Origin of the sequence: Parerythrobacter aurantius (genome assembly GCF_045291475.1) — a bacterium.
Classification (GTDB): domain Bacteria; phylum Pseudomonadota; class Alphaproteobacteria; order Sphingomonadales; family Sphingomonadaceae; genus Parerythrobacter; species Parerythrobacter aurantius.
Genome location: NZ_CP147985.1, coordinates 2,826,849 through 2,842,241, shown reverse-complemented (window position 1 = coordinate 2,842,241; position 15,393 = coordinate 2,826,849). Strand labels below are relative to the sequence as shown.

Below are 15,393 nucleotides of genomic sequence, written 5' to 3'. Positions count from 1 at the left end.
TATGCGCCGCCGGGAGTCGGTCGGACGTTTGCGTTCGCTCACCGGGTCAGGTCCGGAAGGAAGCAGCCCAGGTGGATTGCGACGGGTCGGCCGGCTCCTCTTCATTTTCCCACATCCATCGGCATGACATTGGGCGTTTGAACGCCTACCTAGCCTTGCATGGGTGATTCACCGGACAGCACCGACACGCCGCCATGGGAAGTGGAGGGCGACGAGCCCGCGCCGAGCGCGGCCGAGCTCGAGGCTGCCGGGCAGAATTCGATGTTCGGCGATCCCGCTCAGGTAGCGGCACCCGCTCCTGCATCGGCAATATCGGCAACGCCTGCCGCCAGCCAGCCTTACCGCGTCCTCGCTCGCAAGTATCGCCCGCAGACCTTCAGCCAGCTGATCGGGCAGGAACCGATGGTGCGCACGCTCGCCAATGCGATAGCGCGCGACCGGCTGGCGCATGCCTTCCTGATGACGGGCGTGCGCGGGGTCGGCAAGACCTCGACCGCGCGCCTGATCGCCAAGGCGCTCAACTGCATCGGTCCCGACGGGCAGGGCGGGCCGACGATCGATCCCTGCGGCCAGTGCGAACCTTGCATAGCCATCGCTGAAGGCCGCCATATCGACGTGATCGAGATGGATGCGGCCAGTCACACCGGCGTCGACGATGTGCGCGAGATCATCGAGGCGGTCCGCTATGCCGCCGTCTCGGCGCGCTACAAGATCTACATCATCGACGAAGTCCACATGCTGTCGCGCAATGCTTTCAATGCCTTGCTGAAGACACTTGAGGAACCGCCGGCGCATGTGAAGTTCCTGTTCGCCACCACCGAAGTCGACAAGCTGCCGGTCACCGTGCTCAGCCGTACCCAGCGCTTCGACCTGCGCCGTATCCCCGCCGGGCTGTTGCAGCAGCAGTTCGGCTGGGTATGCGGCGAAGAAGGCGTCGAAGCCGAGCCGGAGGCACTCGCCATGATCGCTTCGGCGGCGGAAGGCTCGGTGCGCGACGGCCTCTCCATCCTCGACCAGGCCATTGCCCACAGCGACCTCGACGGTGAGGGCAAGGTCACGGCCGAGCGGGTGCGCGACATGCTCGGGCTCGCCGACAAGGGCGCGCAGCGCCGCTTGCTCGGGACCATCCTCAACGGCGATGCCAAGGCCCTGCTGGCGGCGATTGCCGACCAGTACTCGCTCGGGGTCGAGCCGCTGGCGTTGATGCGCTCGCAGATGGAGATCGTCCACCGCATCACGCTGGCGCAGCTGGGCGCCGACCTTCCCGGGGCCGTGAGCGAGGAAGAGCGCTTGATGCTCACCGATTGGGCCGGGCGGCTTACGGCCGGGCAGTTGCACCGGCTTTGGCAATTGCTGCTTAAGGCCTATGACGAGGTCAGGTCCGCGCCCGATCCGCTGGTGTCCGCCCAGATGGGCCTGCTGCGCCTGCTGCATGCCGCCGAACTGCCCGATCCCGGCAAGCTGGCGAAGAAGCTGGAGGGCCTCGCCGCCAGTCCGCCTGCAGCCGTTCCGGCTCCCGCAACGCCGGGCGGCGCCGAACCGTCGAGCGAGCCGGTTGCAGGGGCAGGTTTCGACTTCGGCGGCCTGGTCGAACAGGTCGAGAATTCAGGTCACGCGCTCGCTGCCAGCATCATGCGTTTGCAGATGCGCGTCATAGAATGCGCGCCGGGCCGGCTGGTCTATGCCCGCGACGCGCAGTACCGCGAGGATATCGCACCGCAGATCCGCGACGGCCTGATGGCCGCGACCGGACAGCGCTGGCAGCTCGAACAGCGCACCGATCCCGATGCGCCGCCGAGCCTGGTGGAACAGGCCGAGGCGCAGGCCGCCGCATTGCAGGCGCGGATGGAAGGCCATCCCATGGTGCAGGCTGTCCGCACCGCTTTTCCCGGCGCAGAAATCATCAATGAAGACGAAGCGGGCCACCCCCGTCCGCAATGGAGCAAGAGCGCATGAAGTCGATGGAAGAAATGATCGCCGCCGCCCAGAAGGCCGCGGAAACGATCCAGACTCAGATGAACGAGGCACAGGTCAAGCTCGATGCGATCGAGGTCGAGGGCGTTGCGGGCGGCGGATTGGTCAAGGTTCGCTGCACGGCCAAGGGGCGCATCCTTGGTGTTACCATCGACGAAAGCCTTATGAAGCCGGAAGAAAAGCAGATGGTGGAGGACCTGGTTGCCGCCGCTTTCAACGATGCACGGGGCAAGGCCGATCATGCCTCGTCCGAGGAGATGCAGCGGATCCAGAGCGGCATCGGCCTCCCCCCGGGATTCAACCTGCCCGGCATGGGATAACACGCCAAGCTTTGCACAGCTGGCATGGGGCCGGGCATTGCGGGCCGGTGATGCCCTTCCCATATTCCGGACAAGCGCGGCCCCAATGGCCGCCCCGGAATTGATATGACCCAGCTTTACCCTCTCCTTCCCTTGCGCGATATCGTCGTGTTCCCCGGCATGGTCGTGCCGCTGTTCGTCGGTCGCGATAAATCTGTCGCGGCGCTCGAGGCAGCCATGGAGTCCGACAAGGACATTTTCCTGCTCGCCCAGCGGGATCCCGGGACCGATGACCCTGACCGGGACGAGCTGCACGAGATCGGCGTTGTGGCGCAGGTGTTGCAGATGCTGAAGCTGCCCGACGGAACGGTTCGGGTGCTTGTCGAAGGTGCTCGGCGCGCCAAGCTCGAGGCGCTACGCAACGAAGGGCAGTTCGTAACCGCCGAGGTCGAAGCGATCGTTACCGAGACGGTTTCGGGCAGCGAGATCACGGCGCTGATGCGATCTGTGCTGGAACAGTTTACCGATTACGCCAAACTCAACAAGCGGCTTGGCGACGGGGCCGGCGACGATCTTCAGGAGATCGACGATGCGGGCCAGCTGGCGGATGCCATTGCTGCGGCCATCAGCGTGAAGGTCTCGGACAAGCAGGCGCTGCTGGCGGAAAGCGATCCGCGCAAGCGGTTGGAGATGGTCCTGTCCTACATGGACGGCGAATTGTCGGTCTTGCAGGTCGAAAAGAAGATCCGCGGCCGCGTGAAGCGGCAGATGGAGAAGACCCAGCGGGAATATTACCTCAACGAGCAACTGAAGGCGATCCAGTCCGAACTGGGCGGAGCCGACGGCGAGGATGGCGACGAGCTCGCCGAACTTGCCGAGAAGATCGAAAAGACCAAGCTGTCGAACGAGGCGAGGGCGAAAGCGACCAGCGAACTCAAGAAGCTGCGCAGCATGCAGCCGATGAGTGCGGAAGCGACCGTCATCCGCAACTACCTCGATGTGCTGCTTGGCCTGCCGTGGGGCAAGAAGTCGAAGCTGAAGCGCGATATCGCCAAGGCGCAGGAAGTGCTCGACGCGGATCACTATGCGCTGGAAAAGGTCAAGGACCGCATCGTCGAATATCTCGCGGTGCAGGCGCGCACCAACAAACTGAAGGGGCCGATCCTGTGCCTCGTTGGCCCTCCTGGCGTGGGCAAGACTTCGCTCGGCAAGTCGATTGCCAAGGCGACTGGGCGCGAGTTCATTCGCCAGTCGCTCGGCGGCGTGCGCGACGAAGCCGAAATCCGCGGCCACCGGCGCACCTATATCGGCTCGCTACCGGGCAAGATCGTTACCAACCTCAAGAAGGCCGGAACCAGCAACCCGCTATTCCTGCTCGACGAGATCGACAAGCTCGGCCAGGACTTCCGCGGCGATCCGGCATCGGCCCTGCTCGAAGTGCTCGACCCGGAACAGAACGCCAAGTTCCAGGACCACTATCTCGAGCTTGATTTCGACCTGTCTGACGTGATGTTCGTCTGCACGGCGAACAGCCTCAACCTGCCGCAGCCGCTGCTGGACCGGATGGAGATCATCCGGCTCGAAGGCTATACCGAGGACGAGAAAGTCGAAATCGCCCAGCGCCACCTGATCGAAAAGCAGGTCAAGGCGCATGGCCTCAAGAAGGGCGAATTCGAATTGACGGAAGAGGGCCTGCGCGACCTTATCCGCTACTATACCCGTGAGGCCGGGGTCCGCACGCTGGAGCGCGAGATCGCCCGCCTGGCGCGCAAGAGCCTGCGCAAGATTCTCGAGAAGCAGGTCGACAGCGTCACCATCACGCCGGAAAACCTCGTCGATTTCGCCGGAGTGCGGAAGTTCAAGCACGGCGTCAGCGAATTGGAAGCGCAGGTCGGCGCGGTGACGGGGCTCGCCTGGACTTCGGTCGGCGGCGAGCTGCTCACCATCGAAAGCGTGACGACGCCGGGCAAGGGCGAGATCAAGACCACCGGCAAACTGGGCCAGGTGATGAACGAGAGCGTGCAGGCGGCTTTCAGCTTCGTCAAGGCGAGGGCGCCGGCCTATGGCATTAAGCCGAGCCTGATCGGCCGCAAGAACGTGCACATCCACCTGCCCGAAGGTGCGGTGCCCAAGGACGGTCCGAGCGCGGGGATCGGCATGGTCACCTCGATCGTCTCAACCCTCACCGGGATCGCTGTGCGCCCCGATGTGGCGATGACCGGAGAGGTTACCTTGCGCGGGCGGGTGCTGGCGATCGGCGGCCTGAAGGAAAAGCTGCTCGCCGCCCTGCGCGGGGGCATCAAGACCGTGCTGATCCCCGAGGAGAACGTGAAGGACCTTGCCGAGCTGCCGACCAACATCAAGGAAGGGCTGGAAATCGTGCCGGTTGCGCATGTGGACCAGGTGCTTGAACGGGCACTGGTGCAGCCGCTGGAAGAGATCGAGTGGAGCGACACCGATGACCTTGCCAGCCAGCCCGCAGCGAACGAAGCAGGAGGATCACCGACGCCAACGGCACATTGAAACTGTCCCGTAACAGGTCCGCTTTGCGCATTTGCGGCGAACCGGGCCTGTTCGGCACACAAGCGGCTGGACAGCCCCCGCAAAAACCTGTGAAGTATCGCACCTTGCACGAGGCGATTCACGCCCAAAACCGAAATTCGATCGAGGGGGTTGTCCAACAATGAACAAGAATGACCTGATCAGCGCTGTCGCTGAAGCCAGTGGGCTTTCCAAGAGCGACGCCTCGAGCGCCGTAGAAGGCGTTTTCGATTCCATCACCCGGGCCTTGTCCAACGGGGATGAGGTGCGGCTGGTCGGGTTCGGGACATTCTCGGTTGCGAAGCGCAAGGCCTCCATGGGGCGGAACCCGCGAACGGGCGAACCGATGCCGATCAAGTCGTCGAACCAGCCCAAGTTCAAGGCGGGCAAGGTCCTCAAGGACTCCGTCAACTAGGCCCAGTCCCGGGTATCAACTTCCGGTAGAGAGCAAGGCCCCGCCGATCCGTTTTCGGCGGGGCTTTCGTTTGCGGCTACCGGTGCGGCTCGGTGTCCGGCGGGCGCGGGCACCCTCAGCGTGTCGCGACGGCGTAGAGAGCAATCGCTGCGGCGTTGGAGACGTTCAGGCTTTCGATCGCATCGCTGATCGGGAGACGGGCGAGGGCATCGCAATGCGCCTCGATATTGTGCCGCATGCCTTCACCCTCGGCACCAAGCACGAGCGCCACCGGTCCCGTGGGAAGTGCCTCGGCCAGGGTCGCATCGGCGTGCCCGGTGAGGCCGATTCGCCAGTAGCCACGCTCTGCCAGTGCCTCCAGTGTGCGGGCCAGGTTGACGACACGGACCCAGGGGACTCGTTCGAGCGCGCCGGACGCCGACTTCGCGACGACACCCGATTCCGGCGGTGCATGGCGATCCTGTGTGACGATTGCCGCTGCATCGAAGGCCGCGGCCGAGCGGAGAATGGCGCCCACATTATGGGGGTCGGTCACCTGGTCGAGGATAACGACGGGCCGCTCTTCATCCAGCACGTCGTCGAGATAGACATCTGCGAGCGGCTCGCATTCCAGCACGAGCCCCTGGTGGGGCGCGTCGCGCGCTACCAGCCGTGCGAGGTCGGCGACATCGGCGTATTCGACGGGGAAATCTGCTGGCAGATCGCCGTCGAGTGAAGCAATGCCTTCACGCGTGGCCCACAGCTTGCGGTGTGAGCGGGCAGGGTTCATCAGCGCCGCTTCGACGGCGTGACGGCCCCACAGCCGCACCGTATTTGCGGCATGGCGCCCGCTCCCGCGTCCGCCCTGCATTCTGCCCGCGCGCCCGCGCATGGCCTTCTTTCGTTCAAGCTTGCTCATTGTCGTTTCCTGCTGCGCGATTCTTTGTCTCGCCCTGCCAGTGGCCCCATTGACAGGCAAGCGCCGCTTCGCCAAAGGGGCGCCTCTCGGCAAGCGGGGCCCCTCACAGGTCCCCGATTTCCTCGCGAAAACGATGCGATGTGGACAGGTGGCCGAGTGGTTAAAGGCAGCAGACTGTAAATCTGCCCGCGCAAGCGTACGATGGTTCGAATCCGTCCCTGTCCACCACCGCATCCCTAGTGTTCGACGAAAGTCCACTGCGCGCGTGCCAGCCTGATTCCGTGAACGACCGCAGTATCCGGGCCGTAATTGAACCAGAAGTCACCCTTGGTGGTCGCTACCCGCCGCAGTCCCGGTTCCAGGCGCGGCTCGCACCGACCGGCATCCGTCAGCGCCCTTTCTACGACCTTGTCGATCAGCGAACCTACGGGCCAACCGGCGAGGTAGCGAACCCGCCCGTGCTTCCAGCACGCGACTGTTCCGTCACCGCACAACAGGTCGGCCGAAGCAGGTCCCTCGACATGATCCAGCCAGCGGGTGAGCGAGAATTCCGGACCGGCGTGGTGCAAACCCGGACGCAGGCTCTCGCTACGAACGACCGTCACGCCCGCAAGATCACGCAGCACTCCGGGTGCGAGCCTGTCGGGAATCGTCAGATCGGCGGTCTTGCTGCCGGTTCGGGGGCCGATGATGATCTCGGCAGTGCAGCCTTCAAGGGCGGCGAGCGCGTCGTCCGGAACGAAGGGAAGGCAGGGAAGGGCGACAAGCCCGTAACCCTCCAGCGAATCGCCCGGCGCCACGAAATCGACATTCAGCCCGCGCGCCCGCAATGCCCGATAGCATTCGAACGCCGCCCACAGCGCGCTCAGCCCATCGCCTTGCGGCTGGATCTGCGTGATCCATTCAGCATCATAGGCGAACACGATGGCGGCCTGTTTGATCAGGGTGCCGGTATCGCCGAGCGACTGGATGGCAGCGGCGGCTCTGCGCGCCTCGGCCAGTGCCGGCGCAGGCGCAGCATCGGGGCGTAATAGCCCTGCGTGCATCTGCTCCTGAGCAAAGGGAGCCTGTCGCCAACGGAAATAGCACAGCATTTCGGCCCCGTGCGCTGCGGCCTCCATCGTCCACAGTTCCACCATGCCGTCGAGCGGGGCAGGATTGTGGCTCGCCCAGTTGACCGGGCCGGGCTGCTGTTCCAGCACGCTCCACCGCTCGTTCCCGGCGCAGCCGCGATATAGGTCATGGTGGAATGCGGCGATATCGGGATGACCGGTGCGGGCGTAGGCGATCTTGTCCGCGTCCGAAAAACGGAACTGCTCCAGAAAGCCGAGCGGATAGCTGTCCCAGCCCAGAACATCGATCTGCGCGCCGAGAGCAAAATGATCGTAGCCGGTGTAGAACCCCATGGCATTGTGGGTGATGTCTCTTCCCGGCGACAACTCGCGCAGGATCGAAACCTGGAGGGCATTGAATGCAAGCACCTGGTCTGATGAGAACCGCCGGAATGCCAGCCAGTGCGAGGGATTGGCTTCGGTCACAGTCAGGTTGGGCAAATCTATCTCGTCGAAGGTTCGGTACTCCATGCTCCAGAAGACGTTCCCCCAAGCCCTATTGAGCGCCTCGATGGTACCGTATCGCTGGGCCAGCCAGACACGGAAGGCATCGCGCGCGGACGGGGAAAAGCTCTGAACGGTATCGTGACACCCGTATTCATTGTCGGTCTGCCAACTAACGACAGCGGGATGCCGGCCGTATCGTTCCGCGACCGCGCGGGTAATCCGGGCTGACTCGTCGCGATAACCCTGGTGGCTGAAGCAATAGTGGCGCCGCGATCCGAACTTTCGCGGGCGTCCGTTCAAATCGATGGCGACCATGTCGGGCATCCGGTCGACGAGCCATTTCGGCGGGGTCGCGGTGGGTGTCCCCAGGATGATTTCCAGTCCCGCCGACGCCAGCGTATCGATTGCGCGATCGAGCCAGCCCCAGTCGAAACGGCCGGGTTCGGGTTCGATGCGGCTCCAGGCGAACTCGCCGATCCGCACGCGTTGCAGCCCCGTTTCCCGCATCATGCGGGCGTCGACCTCCCAGCGCTCCTCGGGCCAGTGTTCGGGATAGTAGCAAACGCCAAGCTTCATCGGTCTAGGTCCCCCACGCTGCTGCATCCCGCACGCCATGCTCGCCGCCGCGGCGAGAGAATCGCTTGTCGGCAGCAACCCTCGCAACTAGTCAGGCGCGCATGGAAACAACAGGTCGTCCTGTGATCTCCGCTACCGGCCTTTATACGCCGGCGGAAACGATCACCAATGAAGAGCTTGTCGCGGCATTCAATGCTTATGTCGACCGGCACAATGCACAGCACGCCGACGCGATCGCGGAAGGTGCCATGGAGCCGCTGGCCCATAGCTCGGTCGAGTTCATCGAGAAGGCGAGCGGTATCAAGTCGCGCTTCGTGATGGGCAAGACGCCGATTGTCGACCCCGCCATCATGGAGCCCCGGCATCGGCCACGGAGCAACGACGAATTGTCGCTGATGGCTGAAATCGGCGTGGCGGCCTGCCGCGAGGCGCTGGAACGGGCCGGTCGCGATGCGGCTGATGTCGATGCCGTCCTGTGCGCCGCGTCCAACATGGAGCGGCCCTATCCGGCCATGGCGATCGAGATCCAGCAAGCCCTGGGGATCGATGGCTTCGGTTTCGACATGAATGTGGCCTGTTCCTCCGCCACGTTTGGAATCCAGACCGCCGCCGACTATATCAGGGCCGGTAACGCGCGGAGGGTGCTGGTGGTGAGCCCGGAGATAACTTCGGGCCATCTCAACTGGCGCGACCGGGACAGTCATTTCATTTTCGGCGACGTCGCGACGGCGGTACTGGTGGAGGACTCCTCCATCGCGCCGGCGTGTCACTGGGACATCCTCGGCACCAAACTTAAAACCGTGTTCTCCAACAATATCCGCAACAACTTCGGTTTCCTGAACCGCGCTACGCCCGAGACGATCGGCGCGCCCGACAAGCTTTTCGTCCAGGAAGGACGCAAGGTGTTCAAGGAAGTGGTGCCGATGGTGGCGCAGATGATCGTCGAGGAATCGGCCAGGCTCGGTATCGACCCGCAGTCGCTGCGGCGGTTGTGGCTGCATCAGGCCAATGCCGCAATGAACCGGCTCATTGCACAGCGTGTGCTGGGCCACGAGGCGACCGAAGACGAAAGTCCGACTGTCCTCGACACCTATGCCAATACGTCGAGCGCGGGGTCGATCATCGCTTTCCACAAGCATTCGCAAGACCTGGCCGGTGGCGATACGGGACTGATCTGCAGCTTCGGTGCCGGCTATTCGGCAGGTGCGGTATTCGTGCGCAAGTCCGCCTAGGGCTTGCTGGTTACAACTCCCGTCCCTAGGTGACATGCCATGGCAAATGAACTGCTCGACAACAAGGGTCGCGGCGAGGCGGGCTGGAGCTGGCCCACTATCCATCCTGAAGGCCGCAAATATGGCCTGGTGGTTGCGGTCGTCTCGCTTCTAACGGCGCTTTTCGCATGGGAGACCATCGCCTGGCCGCTGGCTTTCCTGACGCTAGGGGTGCTGGCATTCTTCCGCGATCCCGAACGCGTGGTGCCGCAGGAAGAAGGTGCCATAGTTTCACCGGCAGACGGGCTTGTTTCGCTGATCAGCGAAGTTGTCCCTCCGCCGGAGCTGGCTGCGCCTGACGCTGCCGGAAATCCGGGGCTGGGAACAGCTCCGGTTACGCGCGTATCGATTTTCATGAGCGTGTTCGACGTCCACATCAATCGTTCGCCGATTCCCGGGCAGGTCAGCCGACTGGTCTATGTTCCGGGCAAGTTCCTCAACGCCGATCTCGACAAGGCGAGCGAGGAGAACGAGCGGCAGTACCTGCTCGTGACCCGGGCTGATGGGCTGCAGATAGGGTTCACCCAGATCGCCGGGCTCATCGCCCGCCGGATCGTTCCCTTCGTCAAGCAGGGTGACATCCTTGCCGTCGGACAGCGGGTCGGGCTGATCCGCTTCGGTAGCCGGGTCGATGTCTACCTGCCGGCTGGAACCTCGGCGAACGTGATCCTGGGGCAGAAGGTCATAGCGGGAGAGACGATCCTCGCACGCGTCGGCGAGCAGAAACTTCTCGAAGGCTGCGCGCAGTGAATGATGCGGGCGACCGGCTTGGCCCCAAGTCGGCCGAAGACGAGCTTCCGGTCCGTGGACACGGCAGAGGCTTGGCGTTGCGGGCAGTGGTTCCCAATGCAATTACCGTTGCCGCCTTGTGTGCCGGCCTCACGGGCATCCGTTTCGCGATTGCCGGCGAGTGGGCCTCGGCCGTGATGGCCATAGTCATTGCCGGTATGCTCGACGGGATCGATGGCCGGATCGCGCGCCTGTTGAAGGCGCAGAGCAGGTTCGGCGCCGAACTCGATAGCTTGGCGGATTCGCTTTCGTTCGGGATGGCGCCTGCCATCATGCTGTATCTGTGGTCGCTACAGGACTTGCCCCGGCTGGGCTGGTTCGCTTCGCTCGCATTCGCAGTCGCTTGCGCGTTGCGGCTGGCCCGTTTCAATGCCCAGATCGATGTCGACGAACAGCCGCACAAATCGGCAGGGTTCCTGACCGGTGTTCCGGCACCGGCTGGCGCCGGCCTGGCCTTCACTCCCGTCTATCTCTGGCTGGCTACGGGGGAGGAGATATTTCGCGAACCCCTGCTGGTCGGGCCGTGGATGGTACTGATTGCCGTCCTGATGATATCGAACATGGCAACGTTCAGCTGGAATTCCATGCGGGCGCGCCGGTCGATACGGCTCGAAGTGATCTTCGTGTTCGGGCTGGTCTTTGCTGCCCTCCTGGTAGAGCCGTGGTGGACTCTCGCCGCGATCTGCCTCGTCTATCTTTCGCTGCTACCGTTTTCCCTTCTGCGGTATCGCCGCATCAAGCAGCAGCGTGCAGCGGCAAGGCCTGCTGACTAGAACGCCGACGTGGCGCGTGTTCGGCGGTCCAGACCGAAAAGCTCACCACCCGTCCGCCAGTAGAGGCAGATGCGATGCTAGCACGCTGGGAAACGAGAGAACGGTACACCGAAGTTGCGCGCACCCATGAATCGGCCAGCACCAAAATGGCAGCGAGGGCGGCAACGGCAAAGGTGACAGCAAGCGCAATGGTCAGCATGGTATGGTCTCTCGAACTGTCCGCAACCCTGTTGACAGGCTGTGGATATGTCAGGGATAACTACCGAAACGCTGTCCGGGTCCTGAACAATCCGAGTGTTCTCTATTTGTTCTCTCCTGTCAAGCGTGAAACGCGACGAGTTGTCGTGTTCCTGCGCCAAATTGGTACTGGATTTTTCTGACGATCGCCTCTAAGGGGCCGCGCATCCACTGGTCGGCGAGGGCATTCCGCGCTTTCCGACAGCGGAAATCCACATGGAAAGCACACATACCGGTGCCGCAGCGGGCGACCCGCACGGTTCCAGCTTTCCAGAGGCACAACCGGAAAGGAATATGACTATGGCGGCTCCTACCGTCACGATGCAGCAACTGATCGAGGCCGGCGCTCACTTCGGCCACCAGACCCACCGCTGGAACCCGCGTATGAAGCCGTACATCTTCGGCGCGCGCAACGGTGTCCACATCATCGACCTGTCGCAGACCGTGCCGCTGATGGCGCGTGCGCTCGACTTCGTCGCTTCGACCGCTGCTGCTGGCGGCAAGGTCCTGTTCGTCGGTACCAAGCGTCAGGCGCAGGAGCCGATCGCCGACGCCGCGCGCGCTTCGGGCCAGCACTTCGTCAACCACCGCTGGCTGGGCGGCATGCTCACCAACTGGAAGACCATTTCGGGCTCGATCAAGCGTCTCAAGACGCTCGAAGAGCAGCTTTCGGGCGACACCTCGGGCTTGACCAAGAAGGAAGTCCTGAACCTCACCCGCGAACGTGACAAGCTGACGCTGTCGCTCGGCGGCATCCGCGACATGGGCGGCGTGCCCGACGTGATGATCGTGATCGACGCCAACAAGGAAGACCTCGCGATCAAGGAAGCCAACGTCCTCGGCATTCCCGTGGTCGGCATCCTCGACAGCAACGTGGATCCCAGCGGCATCGCCTTCCCGGTTCCGGGCAATGACGACGCGGCTCGTGCTGTTCGCCTGTACTGCGACGCTTTCGCCCAAGCTGCCAAGCGCAGCGGCGGTCGCGGCGCCGACGTCGGCGAAATGGAAAACCCGCCGGTTGAGGACGCTGTTGACGCGTAAGCGTCACCGCAGCGACACAGACCCGCTCCAGCGGCCCGGATCGAAGCTCGGTCCGGGCGCTTTCCCCCCAAGATTATCCCCTCCGGGGACCACCAAGGAATTGTATCATGGCTTTCACCGCCGCTGACGTGAAGAAGCTCCGCGAGAAGACCGGCGCGGGCATGATGGATGCCAAGAAGGCGCTCGAATCGACCAATGGCGACATCGAAGCCGCGATCGACGCGCTGCGCGCCAAGGGCCTCGCGACCGCACAGAAGAAGTCGAGCCGTACTGCGGCCGAAGGCCTCGTCGGCGTTGCCGTCGAAGGCACGGGTTCGGGCGCTCGGGGCGTGGCCGTCGAAGTCAACTCGGAAACCGACTTTGTCGCCAAGAACGACAAGTTCCAGGATTTCGTCCGCAAGACCACTGCCGTTGCCATGGGCATCGACGGCGATGACGTCGACGCGCTCAAGGCCGCTGCCTACCCCGATGGCGGCACGGTGGTCGAAAAGCTGACCGACAACGTCGCCACCATCGGCGAGAACCAGCAGGTCCGCCGCATGAAGACCGTCACCGTCTCGAACGGCGTCGTCGTGCCCTACATGCACAACGCCGCAGCCCCGAACCTTGGCAAGATCGGCGTGCTCGTCGCGCTCGAAAGCGAAGCCGGCGCCGACGTCCTGGAACCGCTCGGCAAGCAGCTCGCGATGCACATCGCCGCCGCTTTCCCGATGGCGCTCGACGCGGAAGGCCTCGACCCCGAAGTGATCGAGCGCGAGCGCAAGATCGCCGCCGAAAAGGCTGCCGAAAGCGGCAAACCCGCCGAAGTGCAGGCCAAGATGGTCGACGGCGCGATCAGCAAGTTCGCCAAGGAGAACGCTCTCCTCAGCCAGGTCTTCGTGATGGATAACAAGACCCCGATCGCCGAAGTCGTCGCCAAGGCTGGCAAAGATGCGGGCACCTCGATCGTGCTCAAGGACTATGTCCGCTTCCAGCTCGGCGAAGGCATCGAGAAGGAAGAAAGCGACTTCGCTGCCGAAGTGGCCGCCGCGGTCGCCGGCTAAGCGAGTTATCGCTTCGCAGGATTGGGCCGCCGGGCTCCTGTTAAGACAGGGGTTCGGCGGCCATTTTCGTGTGTCACAGACGATAATCGAGTTCGATTGCGTCCGACTTTGGCACTAGCGAGAACACCATCCCGTCTTCGCCTACAGTGATCTTGCCGTCGAAGTTCTTGCCCGCATCACCAAGGAAGGCCGGGTAGAAGAAAGCGTTGGGTATCGGCGGAACGAGGTGGGACAGCACCAGTCGCTTCACACCCGCTACTTGCGCGCTCATGGCCGCGTCTTCGGGGGAGGCGTGGTAGTCGAGGATGTCACGGGTGATCTGTGCCGTGTTCGCCTGCCCGCCCTTGGCCAGCGCATCGGTCAGTGTGGCGACCAGCTTCGGCTGCAGGGCATCGTGGACGAGGATGTCGGCGCCTTTGGCGGCCCGTTCCATCGATGCGGTGCGGGCGGTGTCGCCGCTGATGACGATCGAACGTCCCTTGTAGTCGAACCGGTATCCGACTGTCGGGCGCACAGGATCGTGATCGACGAGGAAAGCGGTGATTTTCAGTCCGTCACGTTCCAGCACCACCACCGGATTTTCGTCAATGGTGAAGGGAATGGCCTGCAATCCGCCACCTGTCGGCGGGACGACCTTGGGACCATGGTGGGCGACGCGATAGGCGTGGTCCAAGGCATAGGCCGCGTTGAACCCTTCGGCGACGCGTTCGACGCCATGCGGACCATGGAGCGGCAACGGGGCCTTGGCGCTCCCTTGCGTCCAGTGGAACAGCGCCAGCGGCCCCATGCCGTCGATATGGTCCGAATGGAAATGCGTCAGCAGCACCCCGTCCAGCGATCCGATATCGAACCCGATCCGGTTGAGATTGCGCGCCCCGCCTTCGCCGATATCGACGACGAAAGACTGCCCGCCCGCGATGACGAGATTGCACGGCCCGGCGCGGTCGGGATTGGGCAGGGGCGACCCGGTGCCGCACAGCACTAGGTGCAACCCTTCGGCGAGCTGCAATCCGCCGCTGCCGACACGGTTCGCCGCCACCTGTGCGAACAGCGTCTCGCCAATCTGGCGCTGGAACAGCATTACCGTTCCGGCTGCCAGCACCAACAGCACCAGCACGCTCCACAACAGCTTGCGTATCATCCCGCCGCCTCCCCCGTTCGTTCACAGGTCGTGCAGACCCTTTCCCTTTGCGCCCTTGTAGCTTGCTCGCTAAGGGAACCGCCACCCAGCAATCGCAAGGATTCTCGCAGCCCATGCCGCTCTCGTCCGCCAAACGCATCCTCCTGAAGCTTTCGGGCGAAGTCCTGATGGGGGATCAGCAGTTTGGCATCGATCCTTCCTTCGTCATGGAACTGGCAAAGGAAGTGAAGGCGGCGAAGGATCGCGGCTTGCAGATCTGCCTCGTCATCGGCGGCGGGAATATTTTTCGCGGAATGGCGGGCGCGGCGCAGGGGATGGACCGGGCACAGGCCGACTACATGGGCATGCTGGCGACGGTGATGAACGCGCTGGCGATGCAGAATGCGCTGGAACAGATCGGCGTCCAGACCCGGGTGCAGAGCGCGGTGCAGATGGACCAGGTGTGCGAGCCGGTGATCCGCCGCCGGGCGGAGCGGCACTTGGAAAAAGGCCGCGTGGTGATCTTTGCCGCAGGGGTCGGTGCGCCGTACTTCACAACCGATAGCGGCGCGGCCCTGCGCGCGGCGGAAATGCGCTGCGACGCGCTACTCAAAGGTACCAGCGTCGACGGGGTCTATGACAGCGATCCCAAGAAGAACTCGAATGCAAAGCGTTACGATACGGTCAGTTACGACAAGGTCTTGGCTGACAATCTCAGGGTTATGGATGCCTCCGCCGTGGCGCTGTGCCGCGATAACGAGATTCCCATCGTGGTATTCTCGATCCGCGAGAAGGGGAACCTCGCGCGGGTGCTGGCGGGCGAGGGCGTCCAGACGATAGTGCAGAAGGAAGGTTGA

General features: G+C 63.5%; 13 protein-coding genes, 1 tRNA gene and 1 other RNA gene. 12 read left to right on the top strand and 3 right to left on the bottom strand.

The features are described from left to right. The first annotated feature begins 9 nt into the window (after positions 1–9). The 5 genes from ffs (at position 10) to WAB17_RS14065 (ending at position 5,229) form a co-directional block, all read left to right on the top strand. Positions 10–104, top strand: an RNA gene (gene ffs / locus WAB17_RS14085) — signal recognition particle sRNA small type. A 55-nt stretch (positions 105–159) separates the two neighbouring features. After that, positions 160–1,956: a DNA polymerase III subunit gamma/tau gene (locus tag WAB17_RS14080; RefSeq protein WP_435417969.1), complete on the top strand. Its 1,797-nt coding sequence runs from the start codon at positions 160–162 to the stop codon at positions 1,954–1,956. Further along, entirely contained in the window at positions 1,953–2,294 is a 342-nt protein-coding gene (locus WAB17_RS14075; protein WP_435417968.1) for a YbaB/EbfC family nucleoid-associated protein, read from the top strand. Before WAB17_RS14080 ends, WAB17_RS14075 begins: the two co-directional genes overlap by 4 nt. Positions 2,295–2,399: 105 nt before the next feature. Next, entirely contained in the window at positions 2,400–4,796 is a 2,397-nt protein-coding gene (gene lon, locus WAB17_RS14070; protein ID WP_435417967.1) for an endopeptidase La, read from the top strand. Positions 4,797–4,956: 160 nt separating this feature from the next. Then, complete coding sequence (locus tag WAB17_RS14065) at positions 4,957–5,229, top strand: HU family DNA-binding protein (protein ID WP_435417966.1); 273 nt, start codon at positions 4,957–4,959, stop codon at positions 5,227–5,229. Between the two features lie 115 nt (positions 5,230–5,344). Here the strand turns inward: WAB17_RS14065 and rlmB are convergent, their stop codons facing one another. Continuing rightward, positions 5,345–6,127, bottom strand: a complete 783-nt coding sequence (gene rlmB / locus WAB17_RS14060) for a 23S rRNA (guanosine(2251)-2'-O)-methyltransferase RlmB (RefSeq protein WP_435417965.1) — start codon at positions 6,125–6,127, stop codon at positions 5,345–5,347. 142 nt (positions 6,128–6,269) lie between these two features. Between rlmB and WAB17_RS14055 the strand changes: the two genes are divergently transcribed. Beyond that, a tRNA-Tyr gene (locus WAB17_RS14055) sits at positions 6,270–6,355 on the top strand. Between the two features lie 8 nt (positions 6,356–6,363). Here WAB17_RS14055 and WAB17_RS14050 read toward each other — a convergent pair. Further along, positions 6,364–8,262 (bottom strand): beta-galactosidase, encoded by a 1,899-nt coding sequence (locus WAB17_RS14050; RefSeq protein ID WP_435417964.1) that lies wholly within the window; start codon positions 8,260–8,262, stop codon positions 6,364–6,366. Positions 8,263–8,363: 101 nt separating this feature from the next. On the opposite strand from WAB17_RS14050, the gene WAB17_RS14045 reads away from it, so the two are divergent. From WAB17_RS14045 to tsf, 5 genes are all read left to right on the top strand, one after another. After that, entirely contained in the window at positions 8,364–9,494 is a 1,131-nt protein-coding gene (locus WAB17_RS14045; protein ID WP_435417963.1) for a beta-ketoacyl-ACP synthase III, read from the top strand. A gap of 39 nt (positions 9,495–9,533) precedes the next feature. Continuing rightward, complete coding sequence (locus tag WAB17_RS14040; protein WP_435417962.1) at positions 9,534–10,283, top strand: phosphatidylserine decarboxylase; 750 nt, start codon at positions 9,534–9,536, stop codon at positions 10,281–10,283. Further along, complete coding sequence (locus tag WAB17_RS14035) at positions 10,280–11,095, top strand: CDP-alcohol phosphatidyltransferase family protein (protein ID WP_435417961.1); 816 nt, start codon at positions 10,280–10,282, stop codon at positions 11,093–11,095. Before WAB17_RS14040 ends, WAB17_RS14035 begins: the two co-directional genes overlap by 4 nt. 537 nt (positions 11,096–11,632) lie before the next feature. Continuing rightward, on the top strand, positions 11,633–12,373 hold the full coding sequence (gene rpsB / locus WAB17_RS14030) for a 30S ribosomal protein S2 (protein ID WP_435417960.1): 741 nt from the start codon (positions 11,633–11,635) through the stop codon (positions 12,371–12,373). A gap of 107 nt (positions 12,374–12,480) precedes the next feature. Further along, entirely contained in the window at positions 12,481–13,416 is a 936-nt protein-coding gene (gene tsf / locus WAB17_RS14025; protein WP_435417959.1) for a translation elongation factor Ts, read from the top strand. 73 nt (positions 13,417–13,489) lie between these two features. Here the strand turns inward: tsf and WAB17_RS14020 are convergent, their stop codons facing one another. After that, a complete protein-coding gene (locus WAB17_RS14020; protein WP_435417958.1) occupies positions 13,490–14,557 on the bottom strand; it encodes an MBL fold metallo-hydrolase in 1,068 nt (355 codons plus the stop codon). A 113-nt stretch (positions 14,558–14,670) separates the two neighbouring features. On the opposite strand from WAB17_RS14020, the gene pyrH reads away from it, so the two are divergent. Beyond that, on the top strand, positions 14,671–15,393 hold the full coding sequence (gene pyrH / locus WAB17_RS14015; protein WP_435417957.1) for a UMP kinase: 723 nt from the start codon (positions 14,671–14,673) through the stop codon (positions 15,391–15,393).